Source organism: Bacillus sp. FJAT-27001 (assembly GCF_019039175.1).
GTDB lineage: Bacteria > Bacillota > Bacilli > Bacillales > Bacillaceae > Bacillus > Bacillus velezensis.
Genome location: NZ_JAHOAA010000004.1, coordinates 14,558 through 35,049, shown reverse-complemented (window position 1 = coordinate 35,049; position 20,492 = coordinate 14,558). Strand labels below are relative to the sequence as shown.

Here is a 20,492-nt window from a genome sequence, read left to right as displayed (position 1 = left end):
AACGTTCAGCCCTCTGTCGCGCAAGACTTGTCCGGAAGCCCGGCTTTTTAACGCTCCCGGGCTCCCATTTAACATTCATTTATTCTAACAACAGGACGATATGCGGTCAAGACTATCTTGTTTTAATTATATTTTCCCACAACTGTCCCGATTCATTCCAAAGCTCCGCTGCATTATCCCTGCGGTATAAGGCCCGCTCATAGAGCAGCGTCAGCTCGGACATGTCGTTTGTATGGTACGCCTCGTCAATCCTCGCGGCAAAATCGCGCAGTGTTTCTCCGTCTCCCCTGCTGAATCCTTTTCGTTTCAGCTGGCGGAGCAGCGCGGCATATGCGTCGAAAAAGACGTCTTCATCCGTACGCCGCTTCAATCTGGCTGCTGTAACGTGCGGAATCCAGCGCGCCCGGAGCACCCAGGCGAGTGCCGCCGCGGCTGAAATCACGATGACGATGGCTGCATACGGCCATAGCTGTGCCGCGGTTTTGTTGCGGATCACAGGCTGCGGTGCCGCGCTGTGATCCCGCTTTTTCGGCTTTTCCTCTTTTTCCGGCTTTGTTTCCTGACGCTGCTTGTCAGACGGTTCATCCGAATTTCCCGCTGAGCCTCCGCTGTCTTTTGCCGCCGTATGATTTTGCTCTGACGTAAACTCCGTCGGATTGGTGAAGCCTTTTGTCGGCTCAAACGTCACCCAGCCCTGATCGGGAAAATACACTTCTACCCACGAATGGGCGTTGTTGTTTGTGACTTCATAAATGTGGCCGTTATGGTCGCCTGCCCCTTTATATTCGCCGGATGTATAGCCCTTCACCCAACGGGCGGGGATTCCCGCAGAGCGGAGCAGCACGGCCATTGCCGATGAAAAGTTATCACAATATCCTCTTTTCGTTTCAAACAGAAATTGATCGACATAATCCTGATTGTGCTCCGGAACCGCGACATCCTGTGTATTATACGAAAATGCGGAAGATCCGAGATAATCCTCGATCGCCTTCGCTTTATCGAACATATTATGGTGATCCCGCGTCAGTCTGTCCGCAAGCTGTCTCACTCTTTTCGGAAGGCTGTCGGGGACCTGTAAATACCGGTCATTGAATTGATTCTGCTCACGGTATCGTTTCACTTTCACTTTTCTGAGATCATTCAGCTTAAAGACGGGCGCCTGAAAAGTCACCGTGTACCGTCCCATATTGCGGATGTTGCCCACTTGTTCACTGACCGGCGTAATTTGCTCGGTGTTTCCGTTCATTTCAAGCTGAATCGAGTGCTTCGGTTTAATATTGGAGACGCCGATCGGATACATGACGTGATTATAGAGATAATTTTCATCAATGGACACCTGTGCCGTATACCGTCTCGTCTGCACACTCCGGTCAAACCATATATCTTCCACGTTGCCGCCGTTCAGTTTATAGGACATGCCCTGATCGGTCTCCACCCAGCCTTTCCCCGTGTATGTATCCTTCGTTTCCACCCGGAAGTACGCCCGTTCTTTTCCCTTCCATGTGAAAACCGGCGTATCATCCTGCTGAAAAGGGCCGCCCAATGTTTCATCATGATTGCCGTAGCCGATTTTGCTTTCGGCGGCGGGCACTTCTTTGTGGTTTGTTATTTTTTTAAGAAACGGCACGGGGTCCGGCCAGTTCGGGTCTGATTTCGGAGCCGCCAGACCGAACACGACGGAAGCGCAGATAAACAGCATCAGCGGCAGAAACCATTTGAGTATCAATCTTTTTTTAAACGCTATGTGTTCCGTAAGCCGGATGCGCTCCATATACAAAAGCCCCATCATCAAAAAGCCGATAAAGACGATCCGGATGACGGCGTACGCGGCATCATAAGGAGTAAACGTATCAAGCACGGTGATATACGCCACCGTCATGATAAAAAAGAATAATATTTTCCGCTGATAGATCACCCAGTAATGCAGCAAATACACGAGCAGCCATAAAAGCACAAAAAACAGCAATGTGCGGAATGACGGATTCATGTCATTCCATCTTCCGGACCCGATGTGGCGGGCATTTTGCATCACGTCCCGCAAAAAAGAAACGAGCCATTCCGGCTGAAAAACCGAACCTTTATAAAACAGGATGTAAATACTGATCAACGTAAACAGAATGCAGGACGGCACGGTGACGTACCACCTCATCCGGAAGAATGACAGCAGAAATGCCAAACCGATAAAAACGATGAAAAAACCGGTATGTTTTGTATCTGTAAAATTGTGCAGCGGCCTGAGCCATTCCCATAACAATAAAAAAGCGAGAAAATAAAACAGCAGCAGACTCAGCCTGCTTCCCTGGTTCTCGTCATGCGGCATGGCGCGCCACCTCTCTTTCTAAACAACATGGGACACCCGTTTGTCCCTGATCATTTGCACCTTAATATTTTTTTGAGCGAAGATGAGAGCGAGTTTCCGTTCTTTCTCAGAAAGCGCGGCATTCGTTTCTTTCGCCAAAAACACCGTCATGTCAGCACGGCCGGGCTCAGCCTGTTTGAGAAGGTCTTCTGTAAGACTGCCCGTCACGACGGCAATGGAAGCTTTACGGACGCGCGGCTCCGCCAGCTCTTTTCCTAAACGCCCGCCTGCATCGGCTTCTTCCGATTCTGAAGCTGATGCCAGGTAACGCAGCATCTTTCTGAAGTGCCGGTCTCCCTCCCGGACGGGAAATACGGTCCGGTCGCTCCCCAATGAAATAAATCCTGCGGGAGAGCCCTTCACAAGCGCCGTGTAAAGCAGGGATGCCGAAGCTGATACCGCGGCTTCAAACGATGGGGACGGCCTGCAGTCCAAAAGGAGAATCATATTCACACTCTGCAGCGGGTCAAATTCCTTCGTCATCAGCTCATTTCGCCGCGCCGATGTTTTCCAGTCAAGTGCGGAAAACCGGTCGCCCGGCTGATAATTTCTGACGCTCGCAGCCATTGCGGAGCGGTGTACCTGAAACGGAGCGCCGGCAGCCGCACCCTCTTCTCCGGATGCGGCCTGCGGCTTATAGTGAACAGACCCGTACGCCGGGAAAACCAGAACCGTATCCATAACGGAAAACGACGCCGTCTTGTCCAAAAGCCCGAGAACATCTCCCGTCCGCACTCTTATCGTATGTAAATGATGCTCTCCGCGCGGCACCTGCGGCAGCTCATATTGTAACGTCAGCTTCCTTTGAAACCACGGAAACACGAGCTGTTTCGCACTGCGCCTCTCGCCAAGCGTTTCCGGCATCACATCTTCAATGACCATATATGTCAGCGGAAACGGCAGGCGCCTCGTCAGCCTGATGGTGACAGACAGCCTGTCGCCTGAGGTTAACTGGGCGGAGGACACGTCACGCGTCACCTGAAACGCCCGCAGCGGGTACACAGCGACCAGCCCGGCGTAAACGGTAAACGGCAAAAACGCATAAAATAAAAACCAGCTCACAAATCCGCCCTGAAACATGGCATAAGAAAAGACAGCCGCCGTCAGTACGGCCAACATAAGCAGCTTCCAGCCATATAGAAGCCAATGCATCTTCCTTCTCATTAGCGGACCGACATCCTTTGGACGGGCACTTTTTCCGTTTGCATGATGTCTTCTATAACCGCTTCCGGGGTCACATCGTTAAATTTCGCCTCGGCGGTCAAGATCATTCTGTGCGGCAGCGTATACGGAGCCAAATACTGGACGTCATCAGGAATGACGTAATCGCGGTCATGAAGCAGCGCGTACGCCTGCGCGGCTTTCATTAATGAGATTGAACCGCGCGGACTTACGCCCAGATGTACGGACGGATGCCGGCGGGTATGCTGAGTAATGCCGACGATATACGCTTTAATTCCATCATCCACCCGCACCTGCTCCAGTTTTTGCTGAAGGCTGATAAACTGTTCTTTAGAAATGACGGGCTCGATTGTTTCAAGCGGATTGCGCCCTTCCTGCAAAGACAGAACTTGAAGCTCTTCCTCGGCAGTCGGATAGCCCATGCGCAGCTTAAATAAAAACCGGTCAAGCTGAGCTTCGGGAAGCGGATACGTTCCTTCATATTCAACCGGGTTTTGTGTGGCCATGACGAAAAACGGCTCAGCCAGCCGCATTGTCTTTCCGTCAATCGTGACATTCCCTTCCTCCATTGCCTCAAGCAGGGAAGACTGCGTTTTCGGAGAGGTTCTGTTAATTTCATCAGCCAGCACGATATTCCCCATGATCGGTCCCGGGCGGTATTCAAATTCCATCGTTTTCGTATTATAAATAGAGACACCCGTCACATCTGACGGCAGAAGATCCGGCGTGAACTGAATCCTCTTAAAGTCAGCTCCGATCAGCTTGGCCAAAGCGCGGACCATCATCGTTTTTCCGACTCCCGGCACGTCTTCCAGCAGCACATGCCCTTTTGCGAGAATGGCGGCCAGACTGAGTATGGCGATATCCCGTTTTCCTATGATGATGTTTTCAATATGCTCAACGGCTTTCTCCAGCAGCGGATGCAGCTCTTCTTTATAAGCCATTCTTCTCCTCCTAGTCATCTCTCAAATTTCAATTATCGTAACCTAACTTTACCACAAAATATAAACAGTATAAAAAAACGTTTCCAGCGAATTGTTTCCAGTCTGAAAAAGGAAAAAGCTCCCTTTAGAAAGGAAGCTTTATTTCAGCTGGAGAGGCTCCATATGAACGTGTGAATGGTCAATGGCATGTTCCTCTTTCATCTTGCGTTCTACCTCATTTGCGATCTCATGACTCTCTTTAATGTTCAGATCTGACGGCACTTCAATGACGACATCAATATGAACGGAGCTGCCCAGATATCTCGCTTTAATATCTTTTAAACGGCTGACGCCCGCAATCTGTTCAATCGTCTTTTTATAATCAGAAATATGTTTGACATCAAAACCGTCAGTCAGCGAATGAGAGGATTCCTTAAAAATATCCCACGCGGTTTTGCAGATGATGAGCCCGATGATAAACGCGGTAACCGTATCCACCCAAGCCAAATGGAACTGTGAAGCAAAAATTCCGATAAACGTGCCGATACTGACGAGCGCATCTGATTTATTATCAGCGGCCGCAGCTGAAAGGGCCTGGCTGTTTACCTTTTTCGCAAGCCCTTTCGTATAGCGGTAGACCATCAGCATCACGACGGCGCTCCCCGCGGCCGTCCAGGCGGCTATCATATCCGGCGTTTCCTCTTTAACGGAAAAAATAAAATGCGCGGCGCTGAACAGCACTTGCATTCCGACAAGCATCATAATAATGGAAGCGATGAGGGACGCGACGGTCTCCGCCCGAAAATGGCCGTAAGGATGATCTTCGTCAGGAGGTTTCTGAGAGATGCGCAAACCGATGAAAACAGCCGCAGATGCCACGATATCAGTCGTATTATTTAAACCGTCGGCCTGAAGCGCTTCTGAGTGAAACAAATAACCGATCACAAGCTTCACAGCCGACAATGCCGCATATGCGCCAATACTGACAATCGCTCCGGTTTCGCCTTTTTTCAATTCATGATATCTCTCCACTGAAAATCCTCCTTCCCGTTCAATTTTTCCTTCATTATCATACAAAGCGAGGACACAGTGGGTCTATAGAAACATGATTCACTTTCCACAGAAAAATAGTAAGCATAGAACATTTATGCGCTCAGGAAACTTATTTTCATTCACAAAACCCCTCTCATCCCAATCGTATCAAGGATTCTCGCCAACCCATGTTCATGGAATTACTTTCAAAACCATTAAAACACAGAAATAACAGAAAATTATTTCTTTTCCTTCCGGCACTTTCTGCTGTACGGACGAGAAAAAATGTCATATTTTCTTACATCATTTTCAACTGCCTGTGGCATTTATGATAGAATAATACTTGTCTGAATATTCAGCATAAACAAACCAAAAGGAGGCAAAGAATGAATCAGCCTAACTCTTTATCAAAGGGATTAAAAACCCGGCATATGACTATGATTTCAATTGCCGGCGTGATCGGCGCCGGATTATTTGTCGGAAGCGGATCAGTCATTCATTCCACTGGACCCGGAGCGATTGTCTCCTACGCTTTAGCAGGATTATTAGTGATTTTTATTATGAGAATGCTGGGGGAAATGTCCTCCGTCAACCCGACAAGCGGTTCGTTTTCACAGTACGCGCATGACGCCATCGGTCCTTGGGCCGGTTTTACGATCGGATGGCTGTATTGGTTTTTCTGGGTCATCGTCATTGCCATTGAAGCCATTGCAGGCGCCGGAATCATACAGTACTGGTTCCCGGGCATTCCGTTATGGCTGACGAGTCTGCTTCTGACCGTGCTGTTAACACTGACGAATATTTATTCAGTTAAATCGTTCGGCGAATTTGAATACTGGCTTTCCTTAGTGAAGGTAGCGACGATCGTTGTCTTCTTAATCGCGGGATTTGCGTTCATTTTCGGAATCGTTCCCGGCAGCAAACCGGTCGGGCTGGAAAATCTGGCGGGCAGCGGCGGATTTTTCCCTAAAGGTCCAAGTTCCGTTCTGCTCGGCATCGTCGTTGTCATTTTTTCTTTCATGGGATCTGAAATCGTCGCAATCGCAGCGGGAGAAACGTCAAATCCGGTCGAATCCGTCACAAAGGCGACCCGCTCAGTCGTTTGGCGGATCATTATTTTTTACGTCGGTTCCATTGCGGTTGTGGTCACACTGCTGCCGTGGGATTCAGCCAATATTTTGGAAAGCCCCTTCGTTGCCGTTTTGAGCCATATCGGGGTTCCCGCAGCCGCTCAAATCATGAATTTTATCGTCCTGACAGCCGTTCTGTCCTGCCTGAACTCCGGGCTTTATACGACGTCACGGATGCTGTATTCACTGGCGGAGCGAAATGAAGCGCCGCGGCGTTTTATGAAACTGAGCAAAAGAGGCGTACCGGTTCAAGCCATTATCGCCGGCACCTTTTTCTCCTATATTGCCGTTGTTATGAACTACTTTTCTCCCGACTCCGTATTTTTGTTCCTGGTCAATTCATCAGGGGCGATCGCACTGCTCGTCTATCTCGTCATCGCCGTCTCACATCTGAGAATGAGAAAGAAAATCGAACGGACAAACCCTGAATCTCTTAAAATCAAAATGTGGTTTTATCCGTACTTAACCTACCTGACGATCATCGCCATTTGCGCCATCTTGTTATCTATGCTGTTTATCAGTTCAATGCGGTCTGAATTTCTGCTGACAGGATTTATTACTCTGCTGGTACTTGCCTCATATGTATTCCGCAAAAAACAAAAACCGAAAGAGAGCGCTTCCGAAAGCCGGATTGCGCAATAACCGCAGACACCCCCCTCAAAAAAGGGCGGGTGTTTTTTTAACCAACCTGTTCCAGGAAGCATTAACTGTAGTACAGGATTTCAATAAATGATAAGGACAGGATGAAAAATGGCACTAGAAAAATTTGCAGATGAACTGCCGATTATCGAAACACTCCAGCCGCAGAAGAAATCAGACGGCAGCACGTATTATGAAGTCACCATGAAGGAATGCTTTCACAAGCTGCACCGCGATCTCCCGCCGACCCGGCTGTGGGGGTATAACGGTTTATTTCCCGGCCCGACGATCGACGTGAACCAAGATGAGAACGTCTATATTAAATGGATGAATGACCTTCCGGATAAGCATTTTCTGCCAGTGGATCATACCATTCACCATTCAGAAAGCGGCCATCAGGAACCCGATGTCAAAACCGTCGTCCATTTACACGGAGGAGCAACGCCGCCGGACAGCGACGGCTACCCGGAAGCATGGTTCACAAAGGATTTTAAGGAAACGGGTCCTTATTTTGAGAGAGAGGTATACCATTATCCAAACAAACAGCGCGGGGCTCTGTTATGGTATCACGATCACGCCATGGCGATTACGAGGCTCAATGTGTACGCCGGGCTTGCCGGGATGTATATCATTCGCGAGCGAAAAGAAAAGCAGCTGAAGCTTCCCTCCGGAGAGTATGACGTACCGCTTATGATTTTGGACCGCACATTAAATGACGACGGTTCCTTGTCTTATCCGAGCGGACCTGCTAACCCTTCCGAAACGCTGCCCGACCCTTCCATCGTCCCGTTTTTTTGCGGAAATACCATTCTCGTCAATGGTAAAGCGTGGCCGTATATGGAAGTTGAACCTCGGACATATCGTTTCCGCATCCTTAATGCCTCCAATACGAGAACATTTTCTCTCTCGCTCAATAACGGCGGGAAGTTTATCCAAATCGGTTCTGACGGCGGACTGCTTCCCCGCTCTGTCAAAACACAATCTATCAGCTTAGCCCCGGCAGAGCGGTATGATGTGCTCATCGATTTCTCCGCCTTTGACGGAGAACATATCATTTTAACGAACGGCACCGGCTGCGGGGGCGACGCCGATCCGGATACAGACGCCAATGTGATGCAATTCCGCGTCACAAAACCGCTGAAGGGAGCAGACACAAGCCGGAAGCCTAAATATCTTTCAACAATGCCTAATGTGACATCAAAGAGAATACACAATATCAGGACGCTTAAACTCACAAATACGCAAGACAAATACGGCCGGCCCGTTTTGACGCTGAATAACAAGCGATGGCATGATCCTGTGACAGAAGCGCCGAAGCTCGGCACAACGGAAATCTGGTCGATTATCAATCCGATGGGGGGAACACATCCGATACACCTGCACCTTGTTTCCTTCCAAATCCTTGACCGGCGCCCTTTTGACTTAGAGCGTTATAACAAATTCGGCGACATTGTGTATACAGGCCCCGCCGTCCCGCCTCCTCCAAGTGAGAAAGGCTGGAAAGATACCGTGCAGGCGCACTCGGGAGAGGTCATCAGAATCGCGGCGACCTTCGCTCCTTACAGCGGACGCTACGTATGGCACTGTCATATTTTAGAACATGAAGATTACGACATGATGAGACCGATGGACGTCACGGATAAGCAGTAAACAAATATCACCCCTTTTAGAGAAGGGGCTTTTTTATTTATCCAAAAAGAAAAAATAAGAAGACACTTATTTGCATATACTGTAATAACAGGAAGACGATGCACCCTCATTGGAAATCTGGATAGAAAAAGGAATTAGGAGATTAGGGAAAAGTATGAGACAATGAAGGAGTGCACGAAAATTCATAAGGGAAGAAGTGACTTTATGTCTTACTACAACAAACGTAATCAGGAACCGCTGCCTAAAGAAGATGTCAGTACGTGGGAATGCACAAAAGAGGACTGTATCGGCTGGAGCAGAAAGAATTTTGCCGGCAGTGATACCCCGACTTGCCCCCTTTGCGGCAGTAAAATGATCGACGGCGTCCGTTCGTTGGTAAATCTCCAAAACAATAACCAAACGGCATCAAGTTAGACCTCCCTTTTACGAGTCTCAACATAGAGAAGGCCTCCATGTCTCATGAGAGGCCTTTGCGTTATCATGTCCTTTTATGATGCAAAGGAGCATTGAACATGAAAAACGATCGGCAGCAGAAAGATCTGAAGGAAATGGCAAAACGGCGGAAAATGAACCTTGCCGCACAGTCATTCATCGAAACGCTTCATTTTGCCGTTCCGATTCTCCGTTTTTTCAAATGGCTCGCCTCAGCCGCAGCCAGCTTTGTTCATTAAAAAACACCCAGCGGGCGCTGAGTGTTTTTTTTCATGATTGGATGACGGAAAAACTGTTGATAATGCCGTTGTCATTTTCCCAGACTTTTTCGCATTTTTTCGTATCCAAATGATAAGCATAAATGGTCCGGACCTTCGCATTCCGCCCCGTTTCATCCTTCAGACGCTTAGCGCCTTTTGCTTCCGCCATGAAATAAATGATGCTGCCGTCTTTAGAAAACTGAGGCTGGGCATCAATCAGCGGAGCGAAGTCCTTCCCGTTTGAGATAATCGTTTCATCTTTTTTCGTTTTGACATTCATCAGACGGATGGACGCTTTTTGTTCCGTCCCTTTTTGTGTATAAGATGTAAAGACAAGGTTCTTTCCGTCCGGTGACACCGCCACGTCGCTGATAAACTGTTCAAGGTTTGTCAAATCCTGAAGGTGTTCGCCCGCTCCTGCTGCAAACCGGATATTCGTCGGTTCAGGGTCAATCCCCTTCTCATTTGCCTCATCCGTTTTTTGATAATCCTCTTTTACGGAATAATGCAGAAGCGCAAAATCGTTTTGGCTGCGGTTATAAAAGAAGCTGCTCACACTGTCGTCTTTCTCATCGGCGGCGGGATACAGATTTTCATAACGTTTCGTTTTCAAATCAAAAGATGCGAGACGGAAAATATCTTCATCCGCTTTTCCGAGACGGAAATAAATGTGCGTCAGATCCTTTGATAAAAACAGACTGTCAGCGCTTGCCGTTCCTTTATAAAGCACCGTCTTCTTTTTCGTCTTCAGATCAAGCTTATAGAGACGCATCTCATTTTGGTCATTATTCCCGACAAAATAGAGCACCTGATGGGCGTCATCCAGCGCAAACGCCGGATATGCCGAAAGCTTTTCCTCGTACAGCACGCGGCCGTCCTCGTAATATTTCGTCATCAGATCTTTGTCTGTAATGGAAACAAGCAGCTTGTCATGGCCGCCGGAGACAACGGCTTTCCCGCCGCCGTCGCTTTTTCCTTTAATCAGTAAAACGGACGCGATGACCGCCGCCGCCAAAACGGCGGCCAGCAACATCCAGATCCATCGTTTCTTCTTCATTATCAATCTCTCCGTCAATCAGAAAAAGCAAGAATCAGTGTCCTTGCTTTTTAAGATGGTCTATTTTAATAGCTGTAGTGTCCGGATACTCTTCCTTTGCTTAATGGATATCCGAGCGCTTTGAACGCTTTCGGGCTGACATCCAATACGGCATTCGGCAGACGGCCTACATCATTTTTGTATACGGTGATAACCTTTTTCGGTTTTGCTTTCGCATAAGCTCTGATTTTCGTTCCGTTTCTCGGAACGTCAAATCCTAATTTTGTCGCGCAATCCCAGTGTCCCAGTTTTTTACCGGAAGATCCTTTTTTACCGACTCCATTATACCATGTAATATTTCCGTTCACTTTTTTAGCACTTGCATCAGAAGAGTAACTGATCGCTCCCAGCGTGCTTCCTGCTAAAATCAATAAGGCTAAGAATAACTTCTTCAAGCTTTCGTCCTCCTGATTCTTTATTCTAGGCAAAATTATACACCAAGAAGACGATTATAATATTTCAATCACTTTACATGTTCATTACAACGTGATGAGACATGCACATAACGACGGCACAATTACCTGTTCTATATAATTCCATGGTAAATTATACTACAAAATTTAATTCATTAGCGTTATAATATTCATAGAGTATTTCTGCATTCAATATGGACTTTTTATAAGGCCTATTGATAGTTGCATAATATGATATATTTTGAGAAATCAGGCTTTAGGAAGCAGGCACTTTATTCCTTTTAACCGTGGTTCATATTGATCATGTACCTATACTCGTTTCAATCAGACTAGGAGTGATAATCAATGAAAGCGGCAAGATGGCACAATCAAAAAGACATTCGAATCGAAAACATTGATGAACCTAAAGCAGAACCGGGTAAAGTCAAAATTAAAGTCAAATGGTGCGGGATTTGCGGAAGCGACCTTCATGAATATTTGGGAGGCCCGATCTTTATTCCGGTCGGCAAACCTCATCCGTTAACAAACGAAATGGCGCCCGTCACGATGGGTCACGAATTCTCAGGAGAAGTCGTTGAAGTGGGCGAAGGCGTCAAAAATTACAGCGTCGGCGACCGTGTCGTCGTGGAACCGATTTTTGCCACACACGGACATCAGGGAGCCTATAACCTTGATGAACAAATGGGATTCTTAGGCTTAGCTGGAGGCGGCGGCGGATTTTCTGAATATGTATCCGTTGACGAAGAATTGCTGTTTAAGCTTCCTGAAGAGCTTTCTTACGAACAGGGCGCGCTTGTTGAGCCGTCAGCGGTAGCGCTTTACGCCGTCCGCCAAAGCAAATTAAAAGCGGGCGACAAGGCGGCGGTTTTTGGCTGCGGACCGATCGGGCTGCTTGTGATTGAAGCCCTGAAAGCGGCCGGCGCCACAGATATTTACGCGGTTGAACTTTCACCGGAACGTCAGGAAAAAGCGAAAGAACTCGGCGCTATCATCATTGATCCGTCAAAAACGGACGATGTCGTTGAAGAAATCGCTAAACGCACAAACGGCGGCGTTGATGTTTCTTATGAAGTAACAGGCGTTCCTGTCGTTCTCCGCCAGGCGATCCAGTCAACAAACATTGCCGGTGAAACGGTTATCGTCAGCATCTGGGAAAAAGGAGCGGAAATTCATCCGAACGATATCGTCATCAAAGAACGGACCGTAAAAGGCATTATCGGATACCGTGACATCTTCCCTTCCGTTCTTGCACTGATGAAAGAGGGCTACTTCTCAGCAGATAAGCTCGTCACGAAAAAAATCGTGCTCGACGATCTGATTGAAGAAGGCTTCGGCGCTTTAATCAAAGAGAAAAACCAAGTGAAAATCTTAGTCAAACCAAACTAAACCGTTCAGCTGAATATCAGACACATCCGAAAAAAAAGAGCCGTTCCGGCTCTTTTTTTCATCTCATCGTCTTTCCTTCCTTTTCCTTTTAAAAATGATCCCCTCTGCGCAAACTATTTTTTACCCTGTCCCGTCTATCCTTAGGCAACAGCCTATGATACGTATTTTAAAAAAAGGAGCCCTTTGAAGCAATGAAGAACGAAACAGCCAAAGCGTCGCTTGTGACGTGCATAACTGAGCGCAAGGAAGACTTTTACCGGCTGGCGTACAGTTACGTAAAGAACAAGGATGACGCGTTAGATATTGTTCAAGAATCAATTCAAAAAGCGCTGACATCGGTCGAATCCGTCAAAAACCCCGATGTGATCAAAAGCTGGTTTTATAAAATTTTAGTGCGCACGGCCATTGATTTTCTCCGCAAACAGAAAAAACTGAAAGTGATGGATGATGAAACGATCGAGTTTTTAAGCCGAGGAAAGGAAGATCACTACAAGGACACAGACCTTCACGAAGCGCTTGATGACCTGCCGCATCAATATAAAACCATTATCATTCTGCGTTTCTTTGAAGACCTGAAATTAGAAGAAATCGCGGACATCACGGGGGAAAACATCAACACCGTCAAAACACGCCTTTACAGGGGGCTGAAGCTCATGCGCATTCAGCTGACGAAGGAGGATCTTTCTTAATGGAAAAGAGATTAGAACAATTAAGAGAAGAGTATAAAAGTGTGCCCATTCCTAAGGAACTGGACAGCATTGTCGAAAAAGCCCTTCAGCAGAAACCGAAGAAAAAACGAATCGTGATGTGGCCGACATCCGCGGCAGTCGCTGCGGCCGTCTTATTTACCGCCGTTGTCAATATCAACCCGGATGCCGCACAAGCCATGTCTAAAATCCCCGTCATCGGCAAAGTCGTCCAAGCCATCACATTCACGGAGATGAAGGAAGAAAAGAACCAATCAAGCATTGATGTGAAAACGCCCGCTCTGTCCGGCCTTTCCGATCATAAACTCGAAGACAGCATCAACCGGCATTATATGAAAGAAAGCAAAGAGCTGTATCAGGAATTTATGAAGGCGACCTCAAAAAGCAAAAAAGGCCACCTCAGTATTTACAGCGATTATGAAACCGTTACTGACACAGCGGATTTGATCTCAATCCGCCGTGATATCGAAAAAACGCAAGCTTCCTCTTATACGCAAAGCCGTTACATCACGATTGATAAAAAGAATGAGGCCGTGCTTACGTTAAAGAGCTTATTTAAAGATGACCGTTATATTAAAGTCATCAGCGAAAATATTAAAGAACAAATGAAAAAACAGATGAAAGAAGATCCGAATAAAATATACTGGGTCGAAGAAGATGATATGTCGGAGCCTTTTAAAGCCATCCGCGCCGACCAGAATTTTTATATTACAGATAAGCACAAACTTGTCATCTCATTTGATGAATACGAAGCGGCACCCGGATATATGGGCGTTACAGAGTTTACAATACCGACCTCCGTCATCTCCAAGCTGCTTGTCGGAGACCGCTACATCAGATAAAGAAAGAAAAAAATCCATGATATCCGCAGATCATGGATTTTTTCTTTCGTCCCGCAACAGCCAAGATGCACAAGGGACCCTTTTCATATATCAGACGCCGGACGGGGGCTGAAAAGTTTAAGAAAATCACAGCATTTCATTCATTTTTTCTGAAACAAAATCCCCTTCCGAATGCGTCTAATTAACGGAACAAATGGAAGACTGTACAGAAATCTGCCATAGCCATCCGCAAAACAGCGAGAATTTCCGCACACATTATTGGAGGAATACCATGTCAGACAAGTCACTGCATCACCGCTATATTCCCGGACTGGATGGACTTCGCGCCTTTGCCGTCCTCGCAGTTATCGCATATCATCTGAATTTTAACTGGGCCGACGGCGGTTTCATTGGTGTTGATATCTTTTTTGTTTTATCGGGGTATTTAATTACATCTATTATATTGCCTGCCCAAGGCAATGCCATCACCCTTGATTTGCGTGATTTTTGGGTGCGCCGGATCAGGCGGCTTCTGCCGGCGGCTTATCTCATGATTATCACGACGGTCATTTGGGTCGTATTGTTTAACAGCGAGCTCCTGCATACCGTACGCGGGGATGCGGTCTCCTCACTTTTTTACATAAGCAATTGGTGGTTTATCTTTCATCAGCTTTCTTATTTCGACAGCTTCGGCTCCCCTTCGCCATTAAAAAACCTTTGGTCGCTGGCGATTGAAGAACAGTTTTATATCATATGGCCCTTCCTGCTGCTTGCGGGAATGTACATATGTAAAACACGGGCCCGGCTTGCGGCCGCGGTCATGTTCCTCGCGTTATGTTCGGCAGTCGTAATGAGTATGATGTATGTGCCCGGCGGAGATCCGAGCCGCGTTTATTACGGGACGGATACCCGCTCATTTGAATTGCTGATCGGCTGCGCTTTAGCTTTAGTGTGGCCGATGAAACGATTATCTTCCAAACGGCTGCCGAGCAGCATGAAACACCTGCTTCACGGGACGGAGCTTGCCGCTTTTGCCGCGCTGCTGCTTTGCGTCTTTTACACGGATGAATATGAACCCTTCCTGTACAAGGGCGGCATGCTTTTGATCAGCATCACCGCAGCGGTTCTTGTCGCATGTTTATGCCATCCGAGCAGCTTTTTGGGACATGTTCTTTCATGGAAGCCGCTTCGCTGGATCGGAACGAGATCATACGGAATCTATCTTTGGCATTACCCGGTTTTCGTACTGAGCACACCCGTGCAGGAAATCGGAAATCCGGTTTATTGGCACTGCGCCGTCAGAATCGGCGCCACTTTCATTCTTGCCGAGCTGTCTTACCATTTCATTGAACAGCCGATCCGCACTGCGGGCTTCCGGCCATTTTTACGCCGCGTGTTTCTGAACCGCTTTTTGGAATGGAAGACGTCCTCTGTCATCAGCAGAATGTCGCTCGGCCTCATTCTTGCCGCCATTCTCGTATTTGCGGGCGGGCTGTCAGGAATAGCCGAAGAGAAAAAACAGCCGCAATGGACGTACGCGCAAAATGATCAGCAAGAAACCGCCGCCTCTTCGCACAAGACGGCCGATCACGATCAACCGGCAAAAGAAGATGACAGCAAGAAAAAACACGGCGGCGAAAAAACGGATACCGCGTCAGACAAAAACAAGAAAGAACCAACAGACAAATCAAATACAAAGAAAAACGAAGAGAAAAAGGAACAGTCATCTCAAAAAACGGCTGATCCAAAACAAACACAGCCTCAGCAAGACGTGCTGGCCATCGGTGACTCGGTGATGCTGGACATTGCGTCATACCTGCGGCAGTCCCTCCCTCATGTCACCATCGACGGAAAGGTAGGAAGACAAGTCTCTCAAGCACTCCAGCTCACTTCGGAATATGCGTCATTTAATCAGCCGGACAAAGCGGTCATCATCGAGTTAGGGACGAACGGCTATTTCACAAACAGCCAAATTGAATCACTGATCAGCTCCTTTTCAAAAGCCGATATCTATCTTGTCAACACACGTGTGCCGCGGCAGTGGGAAAGCAAAGTAAACGAATCATTGCGCCGGCAGGCCGAGTCACGGAAAAATGTGACGCTTGTCGATTGGCACGCAAAAGCATTGCAGCACCCTGAATACTTCACACCGGACGGCGTCCATCTCATACCTGAGGGGTCTAAAGCGCTGACATCCCTCATCGTTCAAACAATGAAATCATGACAAAAAAAAGAGGCCCCAAAAAGGCCTCTTTTTCGTATATCGTCAGGCAAGCTTCTGTCCGCAATTCGGGCAAAAATTCGCGCCTTCCGTTTTCGTTCCGCAGTTCGGACAAAATTTCGGCTTAGCCGCTCCTTCCGAGCCGTTCGCCGGTGCCGTCCCCTGATTCTGCTGACTTTGATTTTGCTGCGGCTGGTTCTGCTGATTTTGGTTCATTTGGTTCATCATTTGATTTGCCGCATTCATTCCCATCATCATGCCCGCCATGTCTGAGGCGGCGCCGCTTCCGCTCATTTTGCCGGATGACATTCCGTCCGTCATGGAAATCTGCTGATAGCGGTTCACATCGCCCACCATGCCGTAAGAAGCGTTTTTCGTAATCATATCCTGAACTTCCTGCGGATAATTAAAGCTCATAATATTGAAGCCCGTAATCGACATGCCGTCTCCGATCAGCTGCATATCAAGATCTTCTTGAATCCCTTTTCCGATTTCAAAGGAATTCGACTGCAGATTGAACATGTCTTTTCCTTCTCTGGTGATCCATTTCATCAAAAGCTGATCGAGAATAGACGTAATCCGGATTTTAATGTCCTCCACTAAATAGCTGTCTTTGACACCCGCAACCTTATCAATCAATCCGATGTAGTCAATGACCTTGAAGTTAAATGTGCCGTTTGCGCGGATCGGCATACCGCCCGGCATACCTGCCGCCGGAATGTTGATAGCGTTTTTTGTGCCCCACTTCACGGTGAACTCCTTCGTATTCACAAACAGCACTTCAGCCCGCATGCCGCTGTTAAAGCCAAACTTAAACCCTTTTAGTGTAGATAGAAACGGAATGATTTCTGATTCGATATCATAATCGCCGTCATCACGGAAAATCCCTTCAATCTTCCCGTTGTATAAAAAGATGGCATCCTGTCCCGGCCGGATGATCAGACGGCTGCCTTTTTTAATTTCACGGTTGTTCCATTTATAGAAAACCATGTCATCTCTGAATTCTTCCCATTCCACCACATTTGCTAACTGATTTCTGAAAAAACCCATGTATGCTCAAATCCTTTACATATAATTTAAAAACTTCCCTTGCTTCCGCTGTAACTCGTGCCGCCCCTCGTGACTCCGCCGTCATTGTCATTATCTTTATCAGGCTTTTTTTCTCTTGTAACGTCGGTTCGGATATATGTGTCGTGCTGGCTCAGCACTTCAGACGTATCGTGATCCATATACGTGCTGCCGGTGACGGTGACCTTGCCGCCGGAATTGTACACCATCACAGTGACGGCGATTCCGGCCGCGGCTGCGGCAATAATGAGCTGAAACCACCATGTGAGCAGCAGATTGTCAGACTTGTCGTCCGGGCTTTTCCCCATATCTTTATAAGCCATCTTGATGTAGGTCTGAAACGCCTTTTCATAATGGCCTGCGGAAATATCTGACGAGATCGTATTTCTGATCGTATTCAGCCGGCTGTTATTCAAATACGTCTCCGCCTTTTTATATCCGGAGATAAATACTTCCCGCTTTTTCATATCAATGGTCAAAATCGCCGTGCTTCCGCTAAAATGACTGTCATAAAAATCACCGGCGTACTGCTCGATGTCCTTACCGCCCGTTCCGTTTGCGGTAAGAATGATAAAATCGGTATGGCGCTTTGCCCCGAGCTTCCCGGCCAATTCCTCAAGTTTCTTCGTTTCATCCTTCGTTAATAAATGAGCATTGTCATAAACATATTGCTTCTGTTCCGCGGCAGACGCCGATGTATGTAAAGAAAAAGACATCATCAGAAAAAGGACGAAACAGAAGAGACACGCTTTTTTTATCGATACTTTCATCAAAAACCGCCTCCTATCATAAGTGAGACGAGTCTTAATGCTAAAAACGCACCGGCGGTTATGCCGCCGAACCACGCGGCCACTTTTCCGGCACTGATCGGCGGTTTGCCGACAACCTTGCCCGTCTGCCCGTTCATCGCAAAAATGTGCTCAGCCCGCTCATAGTCGTAGCTGACCATCCAGACCGGAAGCAGTACGTAAAAGCTGCTGATTTTATCGGTCTGAATCTGCTCATCCGTAATGTCAGCCGTCGTATATCCGGAGAAGGTGGATCTGATATAAGAATCAATATAATGGCTGATTTTATCCTTCGCCCGCGGAAAGAGATCGTCATCGGTATAATTGTACTTTTCCGCAATATATCCCGCTAAATAGGCCGTATTAAACTCCTTCAGCTCACTGTATGAGTAAGGCTCCAATTTGTCCATTAATTCATCATTCATTTTTTCTGAAGCGTCGACCGGAATTTTGAGATAATCAAGATTGATATCGCGGTACGCGTTGTAATACTCGGTCTCCGTCACCCGGTATTCTCCATCTTCATAGTGATGCACTCTCGTACAAACGGCATTGACCTGAACCTTGCTGTTTAAGTCAAACATCCAAAACGGCACGTACATGCCGGTTATGCTCTTCACCCGATCGGCAGTCATAAACCCTTTCGGTGTCAGACGGCCGTTTCGGCACCACTTTTTAAAAGCGCTCATGGCTTCTTCCTTGCTGATCGTAAAAGGGATCACCATCGAAGGCGCGAGATTTCCCGATAATCGGTCGGCGAGAACGGCGGCTCCTCCGCAAAACCCGCACGTCGTGGCCGTCGTTTCCGCCTCAGTCATTAATACCGCGCCGCAATTTTCACAGCGGTACTCGTTCGCCTCATTTTCGGAAAATCTCGTCGTTATATACTCCTTTGGCAGGCTTTCAATCTGATCCTGCCGCCCGCAGCTGTGACATGTCAGCATGCCGGATGAACTGTCAAAGACCATATCATCGCCGCAGTTCGGGCATTTATAAGAAATGATCATTCTGTTTCTCTCACTTTCTCTTTATATCGGACAAAGCTGCAGCCCGCTGTCTATTGATCTTTACTGAAAAGCATTTTCTGCTTAAGCGCCGCCAATTCATCATCGACACTGCTTTGATTGCTGTCATATTTAGCCGTCAGATCGTCAATATCGTCTTTCGGAGACGCGTTCAGCTCAGCCATCGCATTGGCATGATCAAGCGCTTGGTTGACCTTGTCTTCCATTCTGCCGAAAGCTGTCATCGATTGGCCCGCATTTGACACAGAGGACCCCAATTTGTTCATTCTCTCCTGCGTTTTTGCCACAGACCACTTCGCTTTGATGGCATTTCTTCGCGACTCAAGCTCTCCGATATCAGCGACAAGCTTGTCATGCATTTTGCGCATTTGAGACGCGTTGGAAGAAGCGAGCTGATAAGCCGTCTGCAGCTCGGTCAGTCTTGATTCAACAGCCGCTTTCCTTTCCAAAAATGTCCGCGCATCAGCTTCATTGCCGGCCTGCAATGCTTTCATCGCATAATTTTCCATCTTTTCGGCATCAGCCTGGCATTCTGTTAACGCTCTTTTCGCCCGCTGTTCCTCAGCCATGACAGAAGCCGTCTCCGCTTTCACTTTTCCTAAATCACTGTTCAGATTCCGCAAATATTGATCAACCATTTTTTCAGGGTTTTCAGCTTTATCCAGCAGCGCATTGATATTGCTTGACATGATGTCTTTAAATCTTCCTAAAATACTCATTTTTCATTTTCCTCCCAAAATTAAATAGTAACAAGTTCACAGTTATCTATACTGTTTTTTTCAAAAAAAGTTTCATTTTCTCTTTAATTTATGTATTTTTATATGAAAATAGTCTCATTCAGCCCATTTGTGCCGGCGGAAATTCTTTATGACCAGATACAGTGAGAACAAAAAATAAACAAACAGCCCGATCATCAACCCGCTCATTAACGGATAATGTTTCGCAGCATACACAAAGAAATCAAGCTGCGAAATCTGTTCAGGACTTGTAATCGTATCCGTCCCATTCAAAAGCTTTGAAAATTTCGCCGTATCATTCCAATCAAACGAATCAGAAACAAGCTCACTCCCCTGATACCAATTCACAGCGGCGAGACATAAAAAACAAAAAACAGAAAACGCGCATTGCACAATAAGAAAAACATGTTTCATGAAAAACATTCCTCCGCGGTTCAATATCATGGGCCGTCACACTATACATGACGGCAGCAGCAGAAACTTGGTTTTACTCAGAACTGATAAAAACGTGATTGTATGTACTTCACATCGGTTCAATTTACTGGATGCTTTTCTAAAGTATACCGTATATCGAAAAGGGTTTCAGACCTAAATAAAGAGGATGCTTCCCGAAGTCCGATGAC

The 20,492-nt window shown here is 47.1% G+C and carries 19 protein-coding genes; 8 read left to right on the top strand and 11 right to left on the bottom strand.

All coding sequences use genetic code 11. From position 1 onward, the window contains the following. Positions 1–112: 112 nt before the first annotated feature. The 4 genes from BGM27_RS14365 to BGM27_RS14350 all read right to left on the bottom strand — a co-directional run bounded on the left by BGM27_RS14365 (position 113) and on the right by BGM27_RS14350 (position 5,496). The gene (locus BGM27_RS14365; RefSeq protein WP_007408886.1) at positions 113–2,320 is read right to left on the bottom strand and encodes a DUF4129 domain-containing transglutaminase family protein; all 2,208 of its coding nucleotides are present in this window, start codon (positions 2,318–2,320) and stop codon (positions 113–115) included. An 18-nt stretch (positions 2,321–2,338) separates the two neighbouring features. After that, positions 2,339–3,523: a DUF58 domain-containing protein gene (locus tag BGM27_RS14360; protein WP_007408885.1), complete on the bottom strand. Its 1,185-nt coding sequence runs from the start codon at positions 3,521–3,523 to the stop codon at positions 2,339–2,341. Beyond that, on the bottom strand, positions 3,523–4,485 hold the full coding sequence (locus tag BGM27_RS14355; RefSeq protein ID WP_007408884.1) for an AAA family ATPase: 963 nt from the start codon (positions 4,483–4,485) through the stop codon (positions 3,523–3,525). Before BGM27_RS14355 ends, BGM27_RS14360 begins: the two co-directional genes overlap by 1 nt. 138 nt (positions 4,486–4,623) lie before the next feature. Next, a complete protein-coding gene (locus BGM27_RS14350) occupies positions 4,624–5,496 on the bottom strand; it encodes a cation diffusion facilitator family transporter (RefSeq protein WP_007408883.1) in 873 nt (290 codons plus the stop codon). A 386-nt stretch (positions 5,497–5,882) separates the two neighbouring features. Between BGM27_RS14350 and gabP the strand changes: the two genes are divergently transcribed. The 4 genes from gabP (at position 5,883) to BGM27_RS14330 (ending at position 9,586) form a co-directional block, all read left to right on the top strand. Further along, the gene (gabP, locus tag BGM27_RS14345; protein ID WP_007408881.1) at positions 5,883–7,268 is read left to right on the top strand and encodes a GABA permease; all 1,386 of its coding nucleotides are present in this window, start codon (positions 5,883–5,885) and stop codon (positions 7,266–7,268) included. A gap of 108 nt (positions 7,269–7,376) precedes the next feature. Further along, entirely contained in the window at positions 7,377–8,915 is a 1,539-nt protein-coding gene (gene cotA, locus BGM27_RS14340) for an outer spore coat copper-dependent laccase CotA (RefSeq protein WP_015416957.1), read from the top strand. A 204-nt stretch (positions 8,916–9,119) separates the two neighbouring features. Beyond that, positions 9,120–9,329 (top strand): cold-shock protein, encoded by a 210-nt coding sequence (locus BGM27_RS14335; RefSeq protein WP_007408879.1) that lies wholly within the window; start codon positions 9,120–9,122, stop codon positions 9,327–9,329. 98 nt (positions 9,330–9,427) lie between these two features. After that, positions 9,428–9,586 (top strand): hypothetical protein, encoded by a 159-nt coding sequence (locus BGM27_RS14330; protein WP_003155794.1) that lies wholly within the window; start codon positions 9,428–9,430, stop codon positions 9,584–9,586. A 31-nt stretch (positions 9,587–9,617) separates the two neighbouring features. Here the strand turns inward: BGM27_RS14330 and BGM27_RS14325 are convergent, their stop codons facing one another. Both BGM27_RS14325 and BGM27_RS14320 read right to left on the bottom strand, forming a co-directional pair. Then, the gene (locus tag BGM27_RS14325; protein ID WP_007408878.1) at positions 9,618–10,664 is read right to left on the bottom strand and encodes a TolB family protein; all 1,047 of its coding nucleotides are present in this window, start codon (positions 10,662–10,664) and stop codon (positions 9,618–9,620) included. Positions 10,665–10,729: 65 nt separating this feature from the next. Continuing rightward, positions 10,730–11,098: an RlpA-like double-psi beta-barrel domain-containing protein gene (locus BGM27_RS14320; RefSeq protein WP_007408877.1), complete on the bottom strand. Its 369-nt coding sequence runs from the start codon at positions 11,096–11,098 to the stop codon at positions 10,730–10,732. Positions 11,099–11,461: 363 nt separating this feature from the next. Here BGM27_RS14320 and BGM27_RS14315 point away from each other — a divergent pair, with 363 nt between their 5' ends. From BGM27_RS14315 to BGM27_RS14300, 4 genes are all read left to right on the top strand, one after another. After that, positions 11,462–12,502, top strand: coding sequence for a 2,3-butanediol dehydrogenase (locus BGM27_RS14315; protein WP_007408876.1), 1,041 nt, complete (start codon positions 11,462–11,464; stop codon positions 12,500–12,502). A 191-nt stretch (positions 12,503–12,693) separates the two neighbouring features. Next, a complete protein-coding gene (locus BGM27_RS14310; RefSeq protein WP_003155802.1) occupies positions 12,694–13,191 on the top strand; it encodes an RNA polymerase sigma factor SigV in 498 nt (165 codons plus the stop codon). Continuing rightward, complete coding sequence (gene rsiV / locus BGM27_RS14305; protein WP_007408875.1) at positions 13,191–14,051, top strand: anti-sigma-V factor RsiV; 861 nt, start codon at positions 13,191–13,193, stop codon at positions 14,049–14,051. The genes BGM27_RS14310 and rsiV overlap by 1 nt, the downstream gene beginning before the upstream one ends. A gap of 271 nt (positions 14,052–14,322) precedes the next feature. Then, complete coding sequence (locus BGM27_RS14300; RefSeq protein WP_007408874.1) at positions 14,323–16,254, top strand: acyltransferase family protein; 1,932 nt, start codon at positions 14,323–14,325, stop codon at positions 16,252–16,254. Between the two features lie 42 nt (positions 16,255–16,296). Here the strand turns inward: BGM27_RS14300 and BGM27_RS14295 are convergent, their stop codons facing one another. The 5 genes from BGM27_RS14295 to BGM27_RS14275 form a co-directional block, all read right to left on the bottom strand. Further along, complete coding sequence (locus BGM27_RS14295) at positions 16,297–17,301, bottom strand: SPFH domain-containing protein (RefSeq protein WP_007408873.1); 1,005 nt, start codon at positions 17,299–17,301, stop codon at positions 16,297–16,299. Between the two features lie 26 nt (positions 17,302–17,327). Continuing rightward, positions 17,328–18,089, bottom strand: a complete 762-nt coding sequence (locus BGM27_RS14290; RefSeq protein ID WP_007408872.1) for a TPM domain-containing protein — start codon at positions 18,087–18,089, stop codon at positions 17,328–17,330. Then, positions 18,089–19,114: a TFIIB-type zinc ribbon-containing protein gene (locus BGM27_RS14285; protein ID WP_007408871.1), complete on the bottom strand. Its 1,026-nt coding sequence runs from the start codon at positions 19,112–19,114 to the stop codon at positions 18,089–18,091. Before BGM27_RS14285 ends, BGM27_RS14290 begins: the two co-directional genes overlap by 1 nt. Before the next feature lie 50 nt (positions 19,115–19,164). Further along, positions 19,165–19,851: a PspA/IM30 family protein gene (locus BGM27_RS14280; protein WP_007408870.1), complete on the bottom strand. Its 687-nt coding sequence runs from the start codon at positions 19,849–19,851 to the stop codon at positions 19,165–19,167. A 114-nt stretch (positions 19,852–19,965) separates the two neighbouring features. Continuing rightward, complete coding sequence (locus BGM27_RS14275) at positions 19,966–20,283, bottom strand: YjdJ family protein (protein ID WP_007408869.1); 318 nt, start codon at positions 20,281–20,283, stop codon at positions 19,966–19,968. Positions 20,284–20,492: the final 209 nt, after the last annotated feature.